The following is a 22162-nucleotide window of genomic DNA, read 5'->3' as shown; positions in this document are numbered from 1 at the left end:
GAACGGATGATAATATATTATCCGGATGGAACGATTATGCCAATTCGGCAAGCAAGTAAATATTCATCTATTTGCAATTTGAAATAACAAATTGCATAATTCATTCAAATGAAAAAGTCTTATATACAATTACATATTGCAGTTTTATTAGCTGGTTTTACGGGCCTTTTTGGTCGGTTGATAAATTTAAACGAAGGATTGATTAGCTGGTACAGGTTATTAATATCGGGTCTGGTGATGTGGATCTACTTATCAGTCACTGGTAAAAAACAAAATCTGCCGCTTAAAGAGAGATTTAGAATCGGGTCCATAGGTTTTATTCTGGGAATTCACTGGATTTTCTTTTATGGGAGCATAAAATACTCCAATATCTCGGTGGGTGTGGTCTGTTTTGCATTAACCAGTTTTTTTAATGCTATTCTGGCTCCTTTAATCAATAAAAAGAGATTGTCCTTTCAGGAGATAGCTTTAAGCAGTCTGACCCTTTGCGGTATTGCTTTAATCTTTGGTATGGATGCAAGTTTCAGATTAGGAATAGTTCTGGGAATCATATCGGCCATCTTTTCTGCCCTTTATACCATATTCAATGAAAGACTTGTTCAGGAATATGAAAGCAATACCATTATATTGAATCAAATGATAGGTGGTTGCCTGGGACTGACTTTTATACTACCTGTATTTTTATTGTTTTCTCCGGCAGCATATCTGGTTCCGTCTATGAATGATTTTGGCTGGTTAGTAGTGCTTTCCGTATTCTGTACTGTGCTTATGTATTTTTTGATTACCAGTGCATTAAAAAAGATATCTTCATTTACAGTCAGTCTGACTTATAATCTGGAGCCTTTATATACAATAGCGTTGGCGATTATAGTATACAAGGAGAATAAAGTACTTTCAACAGGGTTCTATATTGGATTATCATTTATTTTAATTTCCCTGGGCCTTCAGATGTACCGGGTTAAAGCCAAAAATAGTGAGCCTGTTTTGCTATAGGTTTTTGTAGCGGTAAAATACAGGCCTGTTAATTAAATAATGCCCCGTTTATCAGCTGCAAAACTCCCGGATTGTTTGAATCTGGAAATATTGCCATTTGATAATTGGGGCATTTTATCAGGCTTATGAAGTTAAAGAAATCATAAATTCACCAGCTTTTTTTATCGCATCTTTCCCTTCGGGGAGTATGGAATGCCATAAAGGGAAATTGTGGATCATTTGCGGCCATACTTCAAATCTGACATGAACTCCTGCCATCGCTGCATGATGAGTGAAAGTTAAAGCTTCACTTAACATCTCTTCGGCTTCTCCTGCAATTACATAAGTTGGGGGAATACCATGAAGATTTGCATAAATAGGAGAGGCCAGCGGGAGATTAGGATCTGCACCACCTAAATAAGCTGCTGTCTGTGCTTTAATGGCTGCAAGATTTACAATTGGATCTATGCCTTCCTTTGTCTTATAAGTTTCGCCACTTTGACCTAAGTCAATCCAGGGAGAGATAATTACTCCGCCTGCTGGCATAGGTATGCGCTGATCACGCAAAGAAATAAATAGATTAATTGTTGCATTTCCACCCGCAGAATCACCAGAAATGATGATGTTTTGTGGAGCAACCCCCTGATCTAGCAGCCATATATATCCTTCCAGAATATCTTCTAAAGGCTTAGGAAATGGATGTTCAGGTGCAAGACGGTAATCCAGGGCAAATGTTCTCATTTTTCCCGCTCTTCCAAGTTCACTGATTTCTCCGCGGTGCGTGGCCGGACTGCCAATTAAAAATGCACCGCCATGTATATAATACAGAACATGGGTGTCCCTGGCTTCAGGAGAAATTGTCCATTCCCCTTTTAAATTTCCTGCCGATAAGGATACTGTTTCATATTTAATATCATCTGCTACTGGTAATGTCGCATACATTTTATCTGCCTGAACCCGCAATTCAGGAATAGGGGCTTGTAAGTCCAGGTAAGTTTTAAAATAATCCCTGGCAATCTTTAAATTTTTATCCATGCTTTTATTAGTCATATAATAGAAGCAAATTTCAGGTTAGATTAACAGATCTGTTAGCACATTAGTGTTCAGGATTGGTACTTTCTGTGCCGGATATCCGGGATGGTTTATTTGTTGATATATTTTTTGTGCATGAGTTTGCGGTATCCGGCCGGAGTAAACCCTTCTTGTTTTTTAAAGTGGCGGGAAAAATAAGAAAAGTCTTTAAACCCGAGCAGATCACTAATTTCACCTATGGAGAGATTACAGTAGACCAGCATCCGTTTTGCTTCAATCAAACCCCGGTCACGAATCATCAACCCGGCAGTTTTACCTGTTACATTTTTAATGATCTTATTCAGATAATTGGAGGAAATACTCAGCCTGCCAGCATAGAACGCTAAGTCAGATTCTTCTTTATAATATTGTTCTACCAGTTTTTTAAACTTCTTATATACTACTACCTGAAAAGAATCTGTAACTGCTGGTTTTGCTTTGGCCATTAATCTCTGGATGCGGTTGAGCAGGGCGAAAAGGAGTGCATTGATAATTATTGGAGCTTTTTGCCCTCTGTTCAGCTCTTCGATGATCGGATCAATAATGGCTTTGAGTTCTTTTCTTGCATTTTCATCTAAACATAAATAGGGGGCAGCCAGACTTTCATCCAGAAAGGTTAATTCAAAAACTGATTCCTGGGTATGGTGGGCAAGCAGGAATTGTTCTGTAAAGGAAATGCTATAACCTTTCACCTTTTCTGGCGAATTTAAGAGGTGGATCTGACCGGGAGAAGTAATGAGCAGGGTATCTGTTTGAACCGCAATATCGTGGTAATCTATGGTATGGGTAAATGCGCCTTCAGTTAACCAGATGAGCTGATAAAAATTGTGCTTATGGGGCCACTCTAAATTTTTTGGCCAGCATAGCTCTTCAAATCGTTCGAGTTTAAATAAATTCTCAATTGCTTTATTAGAAGGGAAGTCTTCAATTTTATAGGTTGGGATCATGATATGGCATCAGATAATCATGCAAACATAAGCAATTGAATAAAAAAACACCCGCTCCTTTTCAGGAACGGGTGTTTTTAACCGGGGGGTTAATTTGCCTTTTTATTAAATAGCTTCAGCTTAATACCGACTTCAAAAGTTCCGTTGGTATAAGTAGTCAGCGGGCCGGTTTCAATATTATAAGAAATATTGAGGCCAAAGTTTTGCTGATCCAGTCCTGCACCAAATCCAAGGCTCTGGCTGCTATGGTAAATAGTCTGGAAAAATAAACCATACTCGTCCATATTGAAGTTCGCACCTACGTCAACAATATCGGTATTCCCTTTGATGACACGTAGCCCTGCAAGAGGCTCCAGTTTAAAATTACCACCATCACCGACAGGGATTTTATAACTTACAATACCAATAAATAAAGGTTTATTTACGTCTAAGCGTTCATCAGAATTCTTGAAAAAAGTGCTTTTCATATTAGGTAATGCTGCGCCGATATACAGGTTGTTACTGGTATAGGCTGCTCCGAAATCACCATCCAGATAAGCTTTAAGCTGGTTATAGCGGGCAATCTCCGGGTCGGTAGGATCGCCATTGATCAAGCTGTATTTTACCCTGGAATCACTTACGCCTAAAGACAAACCAAAACTTAAATGCCTGTTTTCGCCTGCCAGCTTTAAGTGATAGGCATAGGTACCCATTACGCGGGTAGATTTGATTAATCCTGCTTCATCAGCTGTTACATTAAGACCAAGGCCTACTTTATCGGTGGCATGAAGATCTGCAGTTAGCAGCCCTGTTTTTGGAGTTCCAGGGAAGTTGCTCCATTGCTGGCGATAATTTGCATTGATGTTTAAGCCTTCGCTTAACCCGGCCATGGCCGGGTTATAGATGTATTTATTTTGAAAATACATGTTCTGGAAAGGAGTTAACTGTGCTTTACTGTATAAGGTTGTTCCCAACAGGAATAGCGTTAGCAGCAGGATTTTTGCTGTTTTATTTGATTTATGTGGAGTCTGATTCTTCATAACGGTCTTAATTCTTTTCATCTTTTTCGCTGTACAAAAGTTTTTAATTACCTCTAAGTAGTGTGATAAATCCTCTGAACTTAGGTAAGCCCGGGCCAAGATCTACTGTGTAATAATAAGTGCCCTGAACTAGCGGTGCCCCATTTAGTGTACCGTCCCAGTCATTGGTATAGCCTTGCTTGAAGTATACTTTTCTGCCAGCACGGTCATAAACAGTTACTGAGTTTTTAGGGTAGAGCTGGATATCCTCTATAACCCATGTATCATTCTTGCCATCTCCATTTGGTGTAAGGATATTTGTCGCTGTAATAGATGTTGCCGGTTCGCCTCTGTATACCGTTACGGTGTAGGTGTTTGTTGTCACCCCATCCTGCGCGGTTACCACGATGGTAATCGTATTATTTCCTACACTCAGCGGAACGCCTGCCGAAGAACTGCCGTTAGGTGCCGTTGATCCGTTGATCTTCACTGTAGCAGTTGGATCGAAAGTTACCGTAAAGCGAATGTTGTCAGATCCGTTATCTACTGATGTTGTATAACTGTGATTTGCCGGTGTAAAGGCTGGTGACAGTGTTCCTGAACTTGTCGTTAGATTCGAAACATTGGTACCGCTTACTGCAATGATGGTTAGATTTCCATTCACATAATTGAAACTGTAATTAGCTGAAGCAGCTCCATTTACTGTGATTGGATAATTGCCTGGAGCAGTTGTTGTGGTGGCTGTACTTGTAGCCGCTGGCTGCGCTGACAATGCATTCATATCATCGCCGTTTACAAATCCGCTGTAAGCCAGAGTGAATGGTGGATTGTTTAAACCATAACTTCTGCTTTTGTTATCTGCTGTAATGGTCAGAACTGCTTTGCTTACAGTTAAAGTGCCTGGTACATAGACGATATCATAGTTTGCAACAGCAGCTCCGCTCACTGTGATCGGGTAGGTGTTGACTCCTGAACCCGTTGAAGCAGTTGTACTGATTACTGGTTGTGAAGTTAGGATAGACGGATTATCTCCACCTAAGAAACCACTGTAGCTTACTGTAAATGAAGGGTTGGCCGAACCATAAACTTTATTCTGATTGTTAGCTGTAATAGTCAGGACTCTTTTAGTAATAGTAAGGTTAGCACCTGTATAGTTTAATACATAATTGCTGTTTAACGCCAGTGTGCCTTGAGTGATTGCATAAGTATTTACACTTTCACCAGGAGCACGGGTTAGTGAGCCGGTAAAGCTGTCAGAACCGACCAGGTTACCTGAAGTGATCTGATAAGTTAATGCCGGATCAGCAGTGCCATAAGCTTTGGTTTGTGCATTGGCCGTTACTGTAACCGCTTTTGTACCAATGGTCAGGTTTGCCGGAACATAAGTTAATACGTAGTTGTTGTTTAATGTTAATGTGCCCTGTGTGATGGCATAAGTATTAACGTTTTCACCAGATGCACGGGTTAGCGTACCGGTAAAACTGTCAGACGGAGCTAAGGTACCAGAGGTAATCTGGTAGGTTAAAGCAGGATCTGCATCGCCGTAAGTTTTACTTTTTGTATCTGCTGTAACTGTAACAGCTAAGGTATTAATAGTCAGGTTACCCGGAACATAATTTATGGTGTAATCTGCACTAACTGCGCCACTGGCAGTGATTACATATGGACTTCCTGCAACAGGAGATGTCGCTGTAGCGGTGGTAGTCAATGTAGGTAGATTTGTTAAACTAGCCTGGTTATCACCGTTTACAAAACCTGTATAACTTGCTGTTAAGGCAGGTAGTGGAGCACCGTAGGCCTTAGTCTGGTTATCTGCGGTGATCGTTAATGGTACGGTAGTTATGGTCAGGTTGCCTGGTACATAACTGATGGTGTAATCTGCACTAACTGCGCCGCTGGCCGTGATTGCATACGGGCTTCCTGCAACAGAAGAAGCTGCAGTAGCTGTAGTAGTCAGTGTAGGTGCAGACGCTAAACCAGCCTGAGTATCACCGTTTACAAAACCTGTATAACTTGCGGTTAAAGCAGGTAATGCAGCACCGTAAGCTTTGGTCTGGTTGTCTGCGGTGATTGTTAATGGGGCAGCAGTTATGGTTAAGTTACCCGGCACATAACTGATGGTGTAATCTGCAGTTACTGCGCCGCTGGCGGTGATTGCATATGGGCTTCCTGCAACAGAAGAAGCTGCAGTAGCTGTAGTAGTCAGTGTAGGTGCAGTCGCTAAACTAGCCTGAGTATCCCCGTTTACAAAACCTGTATAACTTGCGGTTAAAGCAGGTAATGCAGCACCGTAGGCCTTAGTCTGGTTATCTGCGGTAATTGTTAATGGTGCAGCGGTTATGGTTAAGTTGCCCGGTACATAACTGATGGTATAATCTGCAGTTACTGCGCCGCTGGCGGTGATTGCATATGGGCTTCCTGCAACAGAAGAAGCTGCAGTAGCTGTAGTGGTCAGTGTAGGTGCAGTCGCTAAACTAGCCTGAGTGTCTCCGTTCACAAAACCTGTATAACTTGCGGTTAAAGCAGGTAATGCAGCACCGTAAGCCTTGGTCTGGTTGTCTGCGGTGATTGTCAGAGGTGCAGCAGTTATAGTTAAATTGCCTGGCACATAACTGATGGTATAATCTGCACTAACTGCGCCGCTGGCGGTGATTGCATATGGGCTTCCTGCAACAGAAGAAGCTGCAGTAGCCGTAGTAGTCAGTGTAGGAGCAGTGGCTAAACCAGCCTGGGTATCCCCGTTCACAAAACCTGTATAACTTGCAGTTAAAGCAGGTAGTGCAGCACCGTAAGCCTTGGTCTGGTTATCTGCGGTGATTGTCAGAGGTGCAGCAGTTATAGTTAAATTGCCTGGCACATAACTGATGGTATAATCTGCACTAAATGCGCCGCTGGCCGTGATTGCATATGGGCTTCCTGCAACAGAAGAAGCTGCAGTAGCTGTAGTGGTCAGTGTAGGTGCAGTCGCTAAACCAGCCTGAGTATCTCCGTTCACAAAACCTGTATAACTTGCGGTTAAAGCAGGTAATGCAGCACCGTAAGCCTTGGTCTGGTTGTCTGCAGTGATCGTCAGAGGTGCAGCAGTTATGGTTAAGCTACCCGGCACATAACTGATGGTGTAATCTGCAGTTACTGCGCCGCTGGCCGTGATTGCATATGGGCTTCCTGCAACAGAAGAAGCTGCAGTAGCTGTAGTGGTCAGTGTAGGTGCAGTCGCTAAACTAGCCTGAGTATCACCGTTTACAAAACCTGTGTAACTTGCGGTTAAAGCAGGTAATGCAGCACCGTAAGCCTTGGTCTGGTTATCTGCGGTGATCGTTAATAGTGCAGCGGTTATAGTTAAGTTACCCGGTACATAACTGATGGTATAATTTGTGTTAACTGCGCCGCTGGCAGTGATTGCATATGGGCTGCCTGCAACAGAAGAAGCTGCAGTAGCAGTAGTGCTCAGCGTAGGTAGTGTTGTTAAGCTGATTGGCGTATCCCCATTCACAAAACCAGTATAACTAGCTGTTAAAGTAGGTATCGAAGCACCATATACTTTAGTCTGGTTATTTACAGTAATTGTCAGAGGTGCAGCGGTGATCGCTAAGTTACCCGGCACATAACTGATGGCATAATTTGCACTGACTGCGCCGCTGGCAGTGATTGCATACGGGCTTCCTGCAACAGAAGAAGCTGCGGTAGCCGTAGTGGTCAGTGTAGGTAGCGTGATTAAGCTGATTGGCGTATCTCCATTTACAAAACCAGTATAACTTGCTGTTAAAGCAGGTACCGCAGCACCATAGGCTTTAGTTTGATTGTCTGCGGTGATGGTCAGTGGTGCGGCGGTGATCGCTAAGATACCCGGCACATAACTAATGGTATAATTTGCACTGATTGCTCCACTGGCCGTGATCGCATACGGACTTCCTGCAACAGAAGAGGCTGCTGTGGCTGTAGTTGTTAATATGGGTGGCGTAATCAAACCGGCCGGGGTATCCCCGTTCACAAAACCAGTATAACTTGCTGTTAAAGCAGGTACCGCAGCACCATAGGCTTTAGTTTGATTGTCTGCGGTGATGGTTAGTGGTGCAGCGGTGATCGCTAAGCTACCCGGCACATAACTGATAGCGTAATTCGTATTGACTGCGCCACTGGCAGTGATTGCATATGGACTACCTGCAACAGAAGAAGCTGCTGTGGCTGTAGTTGTTAATGTTGGCGGCGTAAACATACCGGCTGGTGTATCCCCATTTACAAAACCAGCATAAGTGGCTGTTAAAGCTGGTACAGCAGCGCCATAGGCTTTAGTTTTGTTACTTGCGGTAATGGTTAAAGGAGCTGCAGTTACAGCTAAGCTACCCGGTACATAACTGATGGAGTAATTTGCACTGGCTGCGCCACTGGCGGTTATTGCATAAGGGCCTCCTGCAACAGAAGAAGCTGCAGTAGCCGTAGTGGTTAGTGTAGGTGGCGTAATCAAACCGGCCGGGGTATCCCCGTTCACAAAACCAGCATAAGTGGCTGTTAAAGCTGGTACAGCAGCGCCATAGGCTTTAGTTTTGTTACTTGCGGTAATGGTTAAAGGAGCCGCAGTTACAGCTAAGATACCCGGCACATAACTGATTGTGTAATTTGCACTGACTGCGCCACTGGCGGTGATCGCATATGGACTTCCTGCAACAGAAGAAGCTGCTGTGGCTGTAGTGGTCAGGGTAGGCAGCGTAGTTAAGCTGACTGGTGTATCTCCATTCACAAAACCAGTATAACTGGCTGTTAAAGTAGGTAGCGCAGCGCCATAAGTTTTAGTCTGGTTGTTTACTGTGATCGTCAGCGGTGCGGCAGTTACAGCTAAGGTACCTGGCACATAACTAATGGTATAGTTCGTATTAACTGCGCCACTGGCTGTGATTGCATAAGGACTTCCTGCTACAGAAGAAGCTGCAGTAGCGGTAGTGGTCAGGGTAGGTAGTGTTGTGAAGCTGATTGGTGTATCCCCATTCACAAAACCAGTATAACTGGCTGTTAAGGCTGGTACAGCAGCGCCATAGGTTTTAGTCTGATTGTTTACTGTAATCGTCAGTGGTACAGTGGTTATGGTTAAATTCCCTGGCACATAGCTGATGCTATAGTTTGTGTTTACCGCACCACTGGCCGTAATTGCATATGGACTTCCTGCCACAGCAGAAGCTGCTGTAGCTGTAGTGGTCAGGGTAGGTAGTGTTGTTAAGCTGATTGGTGTATCCCCATTCACAAAACCAGTATAACTGGCTACTAAAGCAGGTACCGCGGCACCATATGCTTTTGTCTGGTTAGTTGCGGTAATAGTCAGCGGTGCAGGAGTTACGGTTAAGTTACCCTGCACGTAACTGATGGTATAATTTGCACCGGCTGCGCCGCTTGCTGTGATTGCATATGGACTTCCTGCAACTGCAGAAGCTGCTGTAGCGGTAGTGGTCAGTGTAGTTGGAGTGGTTAAACTGGCTGGAGTATCACCATTCACAAAACCACTATAACTGGCTGTTAAAGTAGGTAATGAAGCACCATATACTTTAGTCTGAGCATTTACTGTAATGGTTAGAGGTGCTTTGGTGACCAGTGTATTTATAGGTAATGCAATAGTAGGAGGAGAAGTGGCCCCAGGACTTGAAAATTGTATATTTCCAGTAATAGAGGCTGCGACAGGAGCGCTGGCTGCAATTCTGATATAAACCACCGAAGGACCAAAACTCCCTGCTCCACCCACTGTTAAAGTAGGAGAAAAGTTAACATTATCAGTACTCACCTCAAAACCTCCTGCCGGTGGTGTAATAAGTACGCCTGCTGTTAAATTAGTTCCACTAAGTATAAAATATTTCGAACCCGATGCTGTACCATAGGAGGTAAAGAAAGGGGATGTTACTCCGTTGGTTACAAGCGTAATGACTGGTGTCGGTGCCGTTGTAGTAAAATTCAGAATACTACCTAAAGTTGTACCTGCGCTATTCACACCTTTACTTCTGTAATAATAAGTAGTTGATGGATTGAGTCCGGCAGGAGTTGCACTTACGACAGTATTGCCGGTGCCTGCGGTCACAGTAGCGGGAGCTGCATTTATAGAACTTGCACCAGCTAATGTAGCACTTGTGCCGTAATCAAAACTTGTAGTAGTTGCATTTCCATTATCATTAATAGTACCACTCAATGTAGCACCTGTTCCGGTTATAGCTGTAGCACCAGTGGTAGTAGCCAAAGGGTAACCAGCAACTCTGCCTGCTACATTGATTGCAGGGTCTATTGGTTCAACACCTGTAGTACTACCTAAAACCCCATTTAAACCGTTTGGTCCGCTATCGGTAACAATTTGTCCGGATTGTTCATTAAGTTTATAATATGCCACCAAGCCAGGTTCTGATCCTGTTAATTCAGTCAGTCTGCTATTGTTAATCTGAGTTGCAGTGCGGGCAGTATTCCAGACACGGATGTCATCCATGCTGCCATCAAAGTTGGGTAACACTCCACTCTGCTGGCTGCCTGCATTAAAGAATGTAGCACCTATACCTGAGTAAGCGGGGGTTTGCGCTAATCCTTCCTGATCCGGAAGATTACCACCTACCAGGACACCATCAAAATAAAAGCTCCAGTTCCCTGCATTGAAAACAAAAGCATAATGGTGCCATACGTTTGCACTATTGCCAGGCAGAGTGGTCGATGCTGTATAACCTATTCCAAAATTTGAGGATAATGAAACAACCAGTTGACCGTTAAATATTCCGAATCCTCCCGCTTCTGTATTATTGGAAACAATAGAGGTAAATATAGTGGCTCCGCTGATATTTGAGCGGTTTGCCCAGAATTCATAAGTGAAACTGTTAAGGTTAGAGACCACATTTTTTAAATCTCCCGATTTTGCGTTACTTGCCTGAGAGCCGGTAAATTTATACCCTATTTGTGCGGATACTTTGTTGCTGGCAAAATAGAAACAGCAAAAGAAGAACGATAATAGTAGAATTTTTTTCATAGGTTAATGATTAAATACACAAATAAGGGTTTTGCCAGGCTGATAAGGTCTGTTCTGCTGAATAATTAAACTGTGGGTAAAGAGACTCAGAGATTGATCCTGAGAAAGCATTTTTGCTGATATTGCTTTGAGTCATATTCATTTCCAGAATAGAAATGATTTCAGATTCATTATTATATGGATCATTTCTTAATATAGAAATGGCTTTTTCTGCAAGGTTATTAAAGATTATAGCAATTGGGTCTTTTGCTAAATCCTGTATGTTGTTGTCATATATATGATCAATTAAACAGGTATAGGTATGTCTGAAAGAGGGGTGTAAGGAATTAACCTCATTTAGACCTACAGGGAATGCAAAAGATATAGATGGTGTATAATCCGGATCGATATAGGTGGAAAAATTATTAATGAAAGTGTATAATTCTTTGCCGCACAATGTGATATGAAGATGCTCTGGGCGTAGCCTTATAATTTCACTATATAAAACTGATACATCTATTACATCGGGTGGGTTATTTAAAGTACAGCTCTGGAGTGATTTAGCCAGCTGGCTGTGATAGCCAATTCTGAATGATTCATTGAGGCTATATCCTGCGTCGTACAGAGAAGTACAGATCAGGCAGTTTTCAGCAGGTAACTCATTTGCTACCCAGTTGCCTAAAAATGCGATAGATTTCCAGGCATTAGAACTTACCAGGTAATAATTAGGGGGGTAATTAATTATGGATTGGGTGTAGGGAATAATTTCGCCCATACTCAGATTGATAAATAATTTTTCAGGATTATTTCTGAGCTTGTCAAACATTTGGATGGCTACCCTGTAGCCTACATATCCGACAATTATGTCTGCATCATCATGATAAAATAATTTATCAATGGCTTTGGAAACATCTTTATCTGTGCCTTTATCAATAAATTCTTTAATGATTTCGCAACCATTATCCTCTGCATATGCTGCAAAAGGTTTCAGTAGTACCCGTTTTAAATACGGGTACTCTCCTGAAAAAGGTATTAATAGACCTATTTTTTTCTTCACAATCTGGTTAGTTTCTTGAAGGATATGTTCCTTGTGTTGCTATAATAAAGTTTACCGGACAATAAGCCGGAAGGGTAGGTATAGTTAATGGAATTGTAACCGGTGCAACTAATGGAGTTCCTGTTCCTGTATTACCTGTATTACCTGCTGGAATTGTCGTATTGAAAGGAAGCAGGTTTGTGGTTGGAGCCAATGTTGTATACTGCTTTGAAGGATTAGAACTGATACCTGAACTAACTACTCCTTTGGTAAGTACTGTAGTTGGACCGGGAGTATCTGTGTTATTTGAGCTGTCTATGCTTACAGGGATGCTAATGCTCAAAGTTCCTGCATTTGTAGGATGGTTATGTGCAGGTAAATTCGCTGTAGTCAATGTAATACTAGCTGCCCCACTCGCACTTCCAGTATAAACATCACTTCCACCTAATGCAGTAGCATCGGTTGGATTATTCAGCCCGCGTGGAACTCTGTTTCTAAGATCTGGAAGTTTAAAGGTAGTTTGTCCGTCTCCTCCATACCTTGTTCCGAGTAAAGAAAATAATGCTGCATTTTGCTGAACTGCTAATGTAGCGCCATTACATAATGCATAACCTACCGGTGCAAATGGGATTGGCCATAAAATAATTGTTCCTAACATTGGATCCATAATGTTCTGTTCTTTAGATTGTTAATTAATGTGTTTTATTTTGAAAATGATGTTTCGAATCTGTCTTCTTTTAGAAGATTTATGGCAGCATAATAAAATCGGGGATCGTGCTTTTAAAAAATGTTGAATATTTATCTTTAAAATCTGCCTGTACATAAACTGCACAAACAATTTGTCTGTAAATCACTCAACCGGGACAGGGATATCAAAGTTACCTCAGCAATAAAAATATTTATTCCAATTTTTTATCTTCCAGGAAATGGGCGCGCAGTTGTTTTAAGCAGGTAAAGCTAAAATGATTGAATAATGTATTAACATCTTTATTTAATTCATTTCGTGTAACCTTGTCAAAAGAGGAGTGGTTTTGTCTGGAAATTTTTTCTAGTCGTAGTTTTTTCGAAATAAACCTATGGATAGATATAGTTGCCTTAAACCATCTGTTTGGATAGTAGCAATCAATAGACGGGAGTACACCCGTGTGATGGTTATGTAAAACTATTGTCATTTGAGAGCGACTTGTTTAGTTAAGCAAATATAATTTTTACAATGTTAAGTGCAAATTATTTAATATTTATTTTCGCCCGATTGGCACATAAATCCGGTAATGTAACATCATTATGTGTCAAAATAAACGAATTGTGCTGGTAATCATTGACTTGTGTTCGTGTTTTTAGCTGTGTTTTACAGGAATCCGGTTAATACCTACAGTTAATTCGTTTTTTTGAATGAAGGATAAACAATATTGAAATAATATTTTCAATTGTTGTATTTCAATATTAACTTGTACGCACACAACTGGTAGCTATAATTTCATTGGTTAATTGTTAATGTACTATGATTGTTTACGCTAAAGTATCGGTATTCCCGGAGTATGCTTTGATGAAGCAGGAGCTTAAATCTGCTTCGCTGCATTGGGATAATCATTTTAATAGCGGTAATTATAAGGGTAGCTGGACAGTATTACCACTAAGGTCAGTTGAGGGGCTGGATACTATTATTCCAGGTTTGACAGCAAATGATATTTTCGCGGATCATCCGAATATGGATATGTTTCCGTCTATCCGGAAATTCCTGGCCACTTTTCAGTGTAAGGTAAAATCTGTAAGGTTATTAAATCTGGCTGCCGGGGCAGTAATTAAACCGCATTGCGATCATGAACTTTCTTTTGAACAGGGAGAAGCAAGACTGCATATTCCGCTGATCACAAATCCGGATGTCGCATTTTATGTTCAGGATCAGCGCGTAACCATGCTGCCTGGAGAATGCTGGTATATGAATGCCAATCTGCGGCATCATGTTACAAATGGAGGGAAAACAGAGCGGATACATCTGGTCATAGATTGTGAGGTAAATACCTGGTTAGCGGGATTGATAAATTCTGCAGATTGCATGAGCAGTATACCAGATTATAGCCAGCAGCAGTTACTTGATATGATTTGTGGATTAAGAGAACAGAATACAATGACAACGAATCAGCTGGCAGATGAGTTTGAAAGACAATATAATCAGTACCAGCCTTTAGACCAGATTCTTGCTTTCTTGCAAAAGATCGGACTGGCCTATCAGCTGGAAGCAATTGAAGAAGATACCTTTCTGCCTGGCCTTAAATTACGGAATGGGGCTTTGGTGATCGATAAGAGGCGATTACTTTATCCTGGCGATGTGTTGCATGAGGCCGGGCATCTGGCCTGTATGCCGCCCAGTATCAGACAAAATATGAATGATAATCTGGAAGATTGTGATATGCACAGGGGTGGAGAGATGATGGCTCTGGCCTGGTCATATGCAGCCTGTGTCTTTCTTAAAATAGATCCTGAAATTGTATTTCATCAGGATGGCTATAAAGGTGCAGGACAAAATCTAATTCAGAACTTTAATGCAGGGAATATTATTGGTTTACCATTGTTACAATGGTCCGGTATGAGTTATGATCAGTCAACAGCGGAGGCATCCGGAGATAAACCTTTTCCGCATATGATAAGCTGGACTTGTACAAAACAGACTTTTGAATCCCAGGCAGTATAAATGATACAATTTCTAAATCATATTTTAAATTAGTCACCATGCTTTCTATTGCACTAACGCCATCACAGGAAACAGGAAAATTAAAGATCATGCACCTGAAGAGGTTTTGGGAAAAGTCTTTACTTAAAAGAGAAGGGAAAATAATTGTTGATGAGCCTAAAGGAGAATGGAGGTTTGATAAAATCCTGATGTATGCGTTAGGACTGGGGCTGGAGCAGACTACTGTTTACCTATTTGAAACCGCACCTGGTTTTGAAGAGTTTGAAGACTGGATTGTTGAGACAGCTGGTATGCCCTCACCGGAAAATATTGCCCGTTATAATCATGAATTTGATGGCAGGGGTTTATTAAATAAAGATATCCCGGATGTGCTGAGTGATGAACAGCTTAAATTCTGGGATCAGAACGGATACCTTATTTTAAAGAATGCTGTTTCTAAGAAAGACTGTGATGAAACGATTGAGATCATCTGCCAGTCCATAAAAGTAAAGAGGGAGGAGCCCGAAACATGGTATCAGCATCATGTTTCCAGACAGGGAATTATGGTGCAGTTGTTTCAGCACCCTGTAATTCAAAAGAACAGGGAGTCGGCTATGATCCGTCAGGCATATGAACAGTTATGGAAACGTACTGATTTATGGTGTACGGCTGATCGGGTAGGTTTTAATCCGCCAGAAACAGTTGAATGGCGATTTCCAGGACCCGATCTGCATTGGGATGTGAGTTTAAGTTTACCTATTCCATTTGGTTTACAGGGGATACTTTATCTTGCCGATACGGCAGCGAATCAGGGCGCTTTAACAGTTGTTCCTGGGTTTCAGAACAGGATAGACAGCTGGATCGGTGAACTGCCGGCGGGTGTTAATGCAAGGCAGGAAGACCTGCATGCGCTGGGTAGTTTCCCTATTGCAGCCAATGCCGGCGATTTTATTATCTGGCACCAGGCTTTACCACATGGCAGTAGTCCTAATACTTCACAAAAGCCAAGGTTTGTGCAGTATATTAAATATGAGCCTTTAAGTTTTTTTGAGGCTGAGGAATGGATTTAATAGCCGGATTCTTTTCCCCTGAAATGACGGGTTCGGCAATATCGGCAATTGCATTGTCATACAAAGTGACAGAATCGAATTGATGAAAATGTTTATAGAGATTTTTGAAGCCATGTTCATAATTATATCGGATGGAAGGTTCAGCAACTTTATGACCTCCTAGCCTGACTCTATGCTGGACACGCTGGATAGATTCCCCGATTGAATTAAGGCCCATAAAAATGAGATGTATTTCATATCCTGCATGACGAAACTCATTTGCAGTTTCCATTGGATTCGCTGCACTGAAATTCGTCTCAAATGCGTAGCTTTTCCGTTCGGTAATGGCTTTCAATTTTTCTACTTTAAAAACCTGTTCGTTGACCGAATTTGACAACAAGTCGCTTCCAGTTTCTGGATACTTTTTAGCAAACTCGGTCAAGTGTTTATCCCCATCAAAGACTGTATAGTCTGATTCCGTAAGTTTGCTGGAAAAAAGACTTTTGCCAGATCCATTTGGCCCTGCAACTATAAAAAGCCTTAAGTTATCCATAGGGTCAGGCTAGTTCTCTTAAGATATTCTCTTTAGAATTTTCCTGATCCTGGGAAATAAGGTATTTCTTTCCATTGGGATATTGATGGATAAAGAAGTTAGGCTGGATACAAAGTTTGTTCTTGTGCCCGATACAGAACTTTTGAAACAACCTGTACTCCAAACTGCTGCTTTAAAAATGAAACCGCCCAGGATTCCCTTTGAAAATTTACCCTTTAAACTTCCCATAATAAATAAATGCTTTTCCACCAATGTAAGCTATTAGCGTTAAAGATTATCCTGATGAGTAAAAAATGTCCGTAATTGTCTGCGGCTGTCTGCAATTGTCCGCAATTGTCCATGGGTTAGTCAAAGGGAAAATTATAATTTCATTAATCTTCATCCGGTTATGATTTGGTTGTGCCTGAATAGAGATCGGGGTGACACCACGTTGAGAACAGGCTTTAAGCATAGTAACTCTAAGTCATTTCAACTAGTTGTTTTTACCTGGACTTGCCATGCTCTCACGTTACTTTAGCATTGCTCTTACCCTAACGAGTACCCGAACAGTACCCGGACAGTACCCGGCCGGTATAGATTGATTATTTAGCTATTTTGAATCTATTTACTAACAGCACGGCCTTGTTTCGCCTGAGTCATTCCCATGCAAATTGAAACCTTTCAGAGCAACTTTCAGAGGTATAAGAGCATCCGTGACATCAACGACTTTCTGTTTAGCTTGCCAAAATTTATACTTAAACACTTTTCCCAACTATAGGTGGAATTTGGGGATCGAACCCAAAAACAAAAAAGCCTTAACTTTTTCAAGTTAAGGCTTTTTGCGGACCGGACGGGACTCGAACCCGCGACCTCCGCCGTGACAGGGCGGCATTCTAACCAGCTGAACTACCGGTCCGTTTCTCCCTTGCGGGGCTGCAAAGATAGAAAACAAAAAATAGAAACCAAATCTATTTTTTACTTTTTTTCTTTTTCCTGTTTAACCAGATCATAAAACCTGTTATTGGAAGGCTGGCTGCGACTAAACTCGCTATAAAAGCAATGATTTTTCCAGGCAAGCCTAAGATTGCACCCACATGAATATCATAATTCATTCCTATTAACTTTTCACCAGCATTCTGTTCGCTGTAATTTTTTCTATGAAGCAGTTTCCCGGAGTATTGATCAAATTGCAAAGCATCAGCATGATAATAAGTCTCTTTACCTATAATCCCATTGACATAAATTACACCGTCTGCCCCAGAGGCAGGGGAGAATGCAATTCTATCTGCAGTTTTCAGCAGTATTTTTGCTGTATCAAAAGCTTTATCCATCGGATTGAATGTGACTATAGACTTTTGTGATTTTTCCTGCTTAAAGTCAGGTGGGGTTATAGAACGGGAAGCAATTACATAAACAGTAGTTTGAAACCATTTCATGGCGAATACCATACCCGTTAAAGCCAGAATCAAAGTAAACAGCATAACATAGAATCCAGATACATTATGTAAATCATAAACCACCCTTTTGAACCCTGCTTTCCATTTAATCTTAAAACTTTTATTGATGTTGGTTTTACTCCATTTTTTAGGCCACCACATGATCATACCCGTGATTAGCATGATGACAAAAATTAATGTGCTGTATCCTACAATTGGCTGCCCATAGGTATCATTCAGCAATAAGCCCCAATGAATAAACTTGACCACATTAAAGAAGTCATATTTATAATCATATTTGCCTGTAACGGCGCCGGTATACGGATTAATGAAAACTGATTCATAATAATCAATTGTTCCAAAATAAGTTAATGCTTTTGGATCTCCGGCTTTATAGGTCATAAACTCCCAGGCATGATCCGGGTCCTTATAAGTTGTAGAAAAGTTGATTGGACGATCTTTCCCTAATGTCTGTTCAGCTTTCTTGAAAAGTGTACTATACGGGAGAGTTGCTGCGGCTGCCGGAGGTTCAACAAAAAATGTTTTCTGATGGATGAGATCTGATATTTCTTTTTGAAAAACAAACAGGCAGCCCGTGATACTTACAATTAATACAATCAATCCGGTTATCAACCCAAGCCAGAGATGTATCTGGCCAATTATTTTACGAAATCTGGTCATTGGAATTTATAAACAAAGGGCAAGGCTGATTTTTATTATTTAGACTCATTAAGAATACGCAAATCAACAGATTTTTGCTCTTAACATCAAACTTTTTAACAACTCTTTTTAATAAAAAGACTCTGAATAACGGTTGAAAGCGCATGGAACCATTAAAAAAGGCGGTTGCTTGGTCAATTACTTACGATAGGATAAGATTTTTGAATAAATGATCCTTTAGATTTGCTGCTGTAAACAGATTAGAATTTGAGTTATGAGAAAACAAATCCTTTCCATCAGAGATAATTTAATCGGATATTATATATCGCTGCATTTCAAAATATATTAGATTTGTGGTACAATATGAAACGGATTATAACTTTTAACTTAGCACTCCTGCTGGCGTGCGGTTTTTCAATTGCTGCACAGGCACAAGAAGAAACTAAAACTCAAGATAAGGAGCCTTTGTATAATTTCTCTCCGGCTTTTGAATTTTTGCGTTCTACCCATTCGAATTTCTTTAATGGACCTTCGTTCAAAGTGACCAGGAATTTTTTAGGTGGATTTAAACCTGGAATCGGGATCGGATATGCAACTACCAGCAAACACCATGACAATGGTTATGTACTTTATAAAATGAAGGTGCTACCTGTATATGCGAATTTAACCTACGATATTCCTACTAAATCGAAGTTTGAACCTTTTGCAGAAACCTCAATTGGTATTTCTTTTGTGAAATACGACAGAGCGACTGATGAGCAGCCACTTGTCACAACCCATGTCAATGAAAATGGATTATATGTTTATGGTGGTTTCGGTGTGAGATATGCCGTTACGAAACGTATTGCACCTTATATCGCTGCAGGTTTTAAAGGATATCACATGAGTACAAATGATCTTGATATCAACCCTCATGGTGTAACATTCCAGGTTGGTGTGCGGTTTTGAGTAATTCCGATGAACAGCAGATAGCGCATTACAATAAACGCTTTGAAAATATAAACTACGAAGATAAACATCTGGTTAGCCGTTATTTTGATAACTGCACTTTTTACAAGTCAACTATAAAAGGTTGTTTATTTGAGGATTGTACGTTTAATAACTGCGTTTTCGAAGAAAGCGATATCTCGTTAATCAAATTTAAAGATACTTTTATCAATAATCTATCTTTAGTAAACTGTAAAGCTATAGGTATATTATGGTATGATGCACTGAATCCATTTTCTATCATTGCAAAGAATAGTATTCTGAGTTATTCCAGTTTTTTTGGAAAGAACCTGAAAAAGATAAAACTGATTAACTGTACTGCAAGAGAAGTTGATTTTTCAGAATGCAATATGGGCAATGCAGATTTTAGCGGTACGGATTTTATGGGATCTACATTTTCAAATACAGATCTCAGGCTTGCCAATTTTAAAGAGGCCCTGAATTATCAGATTGATCCCGCCGGTAATAAAATTAAAGGCGCTATTTTTCAATTACCAGCTGCAATCTCTTTTCTGGATAGCCTGGGTATCAAAATAGTCGATTAAATATAAAAATATCTGCCTCTTTACCAGGATGAAATACATCGGGAATTTAGATAATTCCAGGGTATTTCATCCTGATCTGAGAGCGGATATTTTTATTTAATACTTAATAAGCTGCTGTAAAACGTTGTTTCACATGTTTTGCATTTTCCAGCTCATCAATAATAGCAACTGCCAGATCTTCTACTGATAATATACTCTTGCCTTCGGCATCAAATACCGGAGTATCCAGGCTTGTTCTGTAAGTCCCTTTACGTAATCCTGAAGTATGAGGCCCCATTTCAAAAGCAGGGCTAAAGAAAGTCCAGTCCAGCTCTTTTTCTTCTTTAAGAATGTTCAGATAGTCTCTTGCAGCAGTAGCACCTGCTTTATAAGCTGCAGGAAAATCCGGCGTGTCAACTGCCTGTATCCCTGGGGCAACCTCTAAACTTCCTGCACCGCCAATAACAATGTATCTTTTTACATCTGAAGCTTTGATACCAGCCTGAATCGCTTTTGATCCTGCTATAAATTCAGCATACATATCCGGATTAGCCCATCCTGAGTTATAAGCGCTAATTACTGCATCCTTTCCATTTACAGCATTTTTTACCTGCTCAACATCAAGTACATCGGCTTTTTCAAGGGTAAGATGATCATGATGCAGAGTGATTTTCTCGGGGTGTCTGACAATTGCAGTTACTTCATGACCTCTGTCTAATGCTTCTTTTAATATTGCTGAGCCTACAAATCCTGAAGCTCCAATTAATGCTATGTTCATATGATTCTTATTTTATGTCCTGTATTTTATAATTCTGACTGAAATTTTTCACCGAATTCTTTCAATGTGCTTTTCTCTAATTTGCTGGTTAGCGCAAGCTCTGCTTCAGTATATAGTTCATCAAGATGCTGATTAATTTGTCTGCCTATAGCACAAGCGGGATTTGGTGTATTGGTACGTCCAAGAAAAGGAGTCTGATTCACTGCTCTGTAAATATCTGCTAATAAAATATCTGCTGATTGACGGGCCAGGGTACAACCTCCGCCATTTCCTTCTTTACTGGAAATGAAACCCAGTTTTCGCAGATTGCTGATCTCTTTACGTACAAGGGCGGGGTTTAGATTGATACTGCCCGCGATCATTTCTGAAGACAGTCTTTCTCCCTTACTTAAATCAAGTAAGGTTAGTATATGGAGTGCAGTGGCAAATCTTGCATTATTCATCTGTAATAATAATTGTTACAGTACAAATATATGTAAAAGAATTCCTTAGCAGAATTTTTCTATCTTGTTTTTGTAAAATAGAATGGAAAGGCTATTTTGAAAGTCTCTTCTCCAGAATTACAGTATTCCCGATTTTGCGTTTTCTTGAATTATTAAGGATCACATTATAGTCGCCTAAAAACCCTGTTCCAACTATATTCTGGGGAAATGCTGAGCTTAATTGTATCTTTTGATCATTTAATTGAATTCCATTAAACAGGAGGGCAGGGACTTTAACTTCGTAAATAGTATCTGCTAGTTTTCTGGCATGGATATCAGAGATGATTCTTTTAATGGGTTTAAGATTGTAAGTGGCAATTAACTTCTGCCCAAGATCAGATCTTGAATTGAGCTGAAAACATACACCAGACCCGAAGTCAAGTGCAAAATTGGTTTTGACACCAGCAATTTCAACAGCTACTTTAGGATAAGAATCGTTTTTATAATTGATAGTTGTAAATGCCTGTGAAGGACTAAAAGGAAGTTTAGAAATAGAGATCTCATTCTTATCATTATTAATTTTCCAGTTATAACGATAAACCATTTCGGTTCCTGTAGAGCCAGCAATAATAGAGTCAGGAAAAGCATAATTGACTATAGCTTCTTCGCTGCGGAATTTGAGACCGCCAACAGTAATTTTCGGAGAATAGAACAATAATCTTTGATGAGGCCGGCCATTTGGAGCAGTTAAGGTCAGCATATCTCCGCTAGGATAAAGTGCCCTGGTACTTTGAAAATAGGGGGCTAACCTTAAAGGTTTCGCGTAAGTACCAAATAATAAAGACATACTGTCCCTGTCTATCTTAACTGGTATAAATATTCTGTTGTACTTGTCCTTTTGAAAAGTTATCTTAGTAATTGCAGATGATTGTGCATTTGCGTGCTGTGAAGAAGTACAGCAAATAGCAGTGATACCGACTGCTGTAAAAATGAACCTTAAAGCTGTTGTATAGCGTGATTTTATGGTGCTCATTGTCGTATGTATTTATTGGTATAAAAATAATCAATTTAATAGAACAAAACCACCTTTAAACAATTTCCATATTTTAAACGTTTAC

16 protein-coding genes and 1 tRNA gene are annotated in these 22162 nt (G+C 40.5%); 5 read left to right on the top strand and 12 right to left on the bottom strand.

Translation table 11 applies throughout. The annotated features are described in order from the left end of the window. Positions 1-108: 108 nt before the first annotated feature. Positions 109-993, top strand: a complete 885-nt coding sequence (locus HDE68_RS17990) for a DMT family transporter (protein WP_183883617.1) — start codon at positions 109-111, stop codon at positions 991-993. Positions 994-1116: 123 nt separating this feature from the next. On the opposite strand, the gene HDE68_RS17985 is transcribed toward HDE68_RS17990, so the two are convergent. From HDE68_RS17985 to HDE68_RS17960, 6 genes are all read right to left on the bottom strand, one after another. Continuing rightward, complete coding sequence (locus tag HDE68_RS17985; protein ID WP_183883616.1) at positions 1117-2007, bottom strand: alpha/beta hydrolase; 891 nt, start codon at positions 2005-2007, stop codon at positions 1117-1119. Positions 2008-2114: 107 nt separating this feature from the next. Further along, the gene (locus HDE68_RS17980; RefSeq protein WP_183883615.1) at positions 2115-2990 is read right to left on the bottom strand and encodes a helix-turn-helix domain-containing protein; all 876 of its coding nucleotides are present in this window, start codon (positions 2988-2990) and stop codon (positions 2115-2117) included. Positions 2991-3079: 89 nt separating this feature from the next. Then, a complete protein-coding gene (locus HDE68_RS17975) occupies positions 3080-4030 on the bottom strand; it encodes a type IX secretion system membrane protein PorP/SprF (RefSeq protein WP_183883614.1) in 951 nt (316 codons plus the stop codon). A 22-nt stretch (positions 4031-4052) separates the two neighbouring features. Next, a complete protein-coding gene (locus tag HDE68_RS17970; RefSeq protein ID WP_183883613.1) occupies positions 4053-10970 on the bottom strand; it encodes an MBG domain-containing protein in 6918 nt (2305 codons plus the stop codon). A 10-nt stretch (positions 10971-10980) separates the two neighbouring features. Continuing rightward, positions 10981-12006, bottom strand: coding sequence for a hypothetical protein (locus HDE68_RS17965; protein ID WP_183883612.1), 1026 nt, complete (start codon positions 12004-12006; stop codon positions 10981-10983). Positions 12007-12013: 7 nt separating this feature from the next. Next, entirely contained in the window at positions 12014-12652 is a 639-nt protein-coding gene (locus tag HDE68_RS17960; protein WP_183883611.1) for a phage tail protein, read from the bottom strand. 834 nt (positions 12653-13486) lie between these two features. Here HDE68_RS17960 and HDE68_RS17955 point away from each other — a divergent pair. Together HDE68_RS17955 and HDE68_RS17950 are read left to right on the top strand one after the other, a co-directional pair. Further along, positions 13487-14677 carry an aspartyl/asparaginyl beta-hydroxylase domain-containing protein gene (locus HDE68_RS17955; RefSeq protein ID WP_183883610.1) on the top strand — a complete coding sequence of 397 codons (1191 nt, stop codon included), beginning with the start codon at positions 13487-13489 and terminating at the stop codon, positions 14675-14677. Between the two features lie 38 nt (positions 14678-14715). Further along, positions 14716-15726 (top strand): phytanoyl-CoA dioxygenase family protein, encoded by a 1011-nt coding sequence (locus HDE68_RS17950; protein WP_183883609.1) that lies wholly within the window; start codon positions 14716-14718, stop codon positions 15724-15726. Here the strand turns inward: HDE68_RS17950 and HDE68_RS17945 are convergent. The 3 genes from HDE68_RS17945 to HDE68_RS17935 form a co-directional block, all read right to left on the bottom strand. Next, entirely contained in the window at positions 15680-16258 is a 579-nt protein-coding gene (locus HDE68_RS17945; protein ID WP_183883608.1) for a zeta toxin family protein, read from the bottom strand. The two genes, HDE68_RS17950 and HDE68_RS17945, sit on opposite strands and share 47 nt — an antisense overlap. Positions 16259-17079: 821 nt before the next feature. Further along, positions 17080-17153, bottom strand: a tRNA-Asp gene (locus tag HDE68_RS17940). 52 nt (positions 17154-17205) lie between these two features. Further along, positions 17206-18354: a PepSY-associated TM helix domain-containing protein gene (locus HDE68_RS17935; RefSeq protein WP_183883607.1), complete on the bottom strand. Its 1149-nt coding sequence runs from the start codon at positions 18352-18354 to the stop codon at positions 17206-17208. A 342-nt stretch (positions 18355-18696) separates the two neighbouring features. On the opposite strand from HDE68_RS17935, the gene HDE68_RS17930 reads away from it, so the two are divergent. Beyond that, positions 18697-19281 carry an outer membrane beta-barrel protein gene (locus HDE68_RS17930; RefSeq protein WP_183883606.1) on the top strand — a complete coding sequence of 195 codons (585 nt, stop codon included), beginning with the start codon at positions 18697-18699 and terminating at the stop codon, positions 19279-19281. Beyond that, positions 19278-19865, top strand: a complete 588-nt coding sequence (locus HDE68_RS17925) for a pentapeptide repeat-containing protein (protein ID WP_183883605.1) — start codon at positions 19278-19280, stop codon at positions 19863-19865. The genes HDE68_RS17930 and HDE68_RS17925 overlap by 4 nt, the downstream gene beginning before the upstream one ends. 103 nt (positions 19866-19968) lie before the next feature. Here the strand turns inward: HDE68_RS17925 and HDE68_RS17920 are convergent, their stop codons facing one another. The 3 genes from HDE68_RS17920 to HDE68_RS17910 all read right to left on the bottom strand — a co-directional run bounded on the left by HDE68_RS17920 (position 19969) and on the right by HDE68_RS17910 (position 22077). Further along, positions 19969-20622, bottom strand: a complete 654-nt coding sequence (locus tag HDE68_RS17920; protein ID WP_183883604.1) for an NAD(P)-dependent oxidoreductase — start codon at positions 20620-20622, stop codon at positions 19969-19971. A gap of 26 nt (positions 20623-20648) precedes the next feature. Continuing rightward, on the bottom strand, positions 20649-21065 hold the full coding sequence (locus HDE68_RS17915) for an RrF2 family transcriptional regulator (RefSeq protein WP_183883603.1): 417 nt from the start codon (positions 21063-21065) through the stop codon (positions 20649-20651). Between the two features lie 91 nt (positions 21066-21156). Then, complete coding sequence (locus HDE68_RS17910; RefSeq protein ID WP_183883602.1) at positions 21157-22077, bottom strand: hypothetical protein; 921 nt, start codon at positions 22075-22077, stop codon at positions 21157-21159. Positions 22078-22162: the final 85 nt, after the last annotated feature.

The organism is Pedobacter cryoconitis (assembly GCF_014200605.1).
Lineage (GTDB): Bacteria > Bacteroidota > Bacteroidia > Sphingobacteriales > Sphingobacteriaceae > Pedobacter > Pedobacter cryoconitis_B.
Note: the sequence above shows the minus strand (reverse complement) of the source record. Positions and strands in the feature narration are given on the sequence as shown.

Excerpts from the sequence above, each read along its gene's own strand:
- HDE68_RS17990 (WP_183883617.1), top strand. The coding sequence starts at position 109 with ATGAAAAAGTCTTATATACAATTACATATTGCAGTTTTATTAGCTGGT.
- HDE68_RS17985 (WP_183883616.1), bottom strand. The coding sequence starts at position 2,007 with ATGGATAAAAATTTAAAGATTGCCAGGGATTATTTTAAAACTTACCTG.
- HDE68_RS17980 (WP_183883615.1), bottom strand. The coding sequence starts at position 2,990 with ATGATCCCAACCTATAAAATTGAAGACTTCCCTTCTAATAAAGCAATT.
- HDE68_RS17975 (WP_183883614.1), bottom strand. The coding sequence starts at position 4,030 with ATGAAAAGAATTAAGACCGTTATGAAGAATCAGACTCCACATAAATCA.
- HDE68_RS17970 (WP_183883613.1), bottom strand. The coding sequence starts at position 10,970 with ATGAAAAAAATTCTACTATTATCGTTCTTCTTTTGCTGTTTCTATTTT.
- HDE68_RS17960 (WP_183883611.1), bottom strand. The coding sequence starts at position 12,652 with ATGGATCCAATGTTAGGAACAATTATTTTATGGCCAATCCCATTTGCA.
- HDE68_RS17955 (WP_183883610.1), top strand. The coding sequence starts at position 13,487 with ATGATTGTTTACGCTAAAGTATCGGTATTCCCGGAGTATGCTTTGATG.
- HDE68_RS17950 (WP_183883609.1), top strand. The coding sequence starts at position 14,716 with ATGCTTTCTATTGCACTAACGCCATCACAGGAAACAGGAAAATTAAAG.
- HDE68_RS17945 (WP_183883608.1), bottom strand. The coding sequence starts at position 16,258 with ATGGATAACTTAAGGCTTTTTATAGTTGCAGGGCCAAATGGATCTGGC.
- HDE68_RS17935 (WP_183883607.1), bottom strand. The coding sequence starts at position 18,354 with ATGACCAGATTTCGTAAAATAATTGGCCAGATACATCTCTGGCTTGGG.
- HDE68_RS17930 (WP_183883606.1), top strand. The coding sequence starts at position 18,697 with ATGAAACGGATTATAACTTTTAACTTAGCACTCCTGCTGGCGTGCGGT.
- HDE68_RS17920 (WP_183883604.1), bottom strand. The coding sequence starts at position 20,622 with ATGAACATAGCATTAATTGGAGCTTCAGGATTTGTAGGCTCAGCAATA.
- HDE68_RS17915 (WP_183883603.1), bottom strand. The coding sequence starts at position 21,065 with ATGAATAATGCAAGATTTGCCACTGCACTCCATATACTAACCTTACTT.
- HDE68_RS17910 (WP_183883602.1), bottom strand. The coding sequence starts at position 22,077 with ATGAGCACCATAAAATCACGCTATACAACAGCTTTAAGGTTCATTTTT.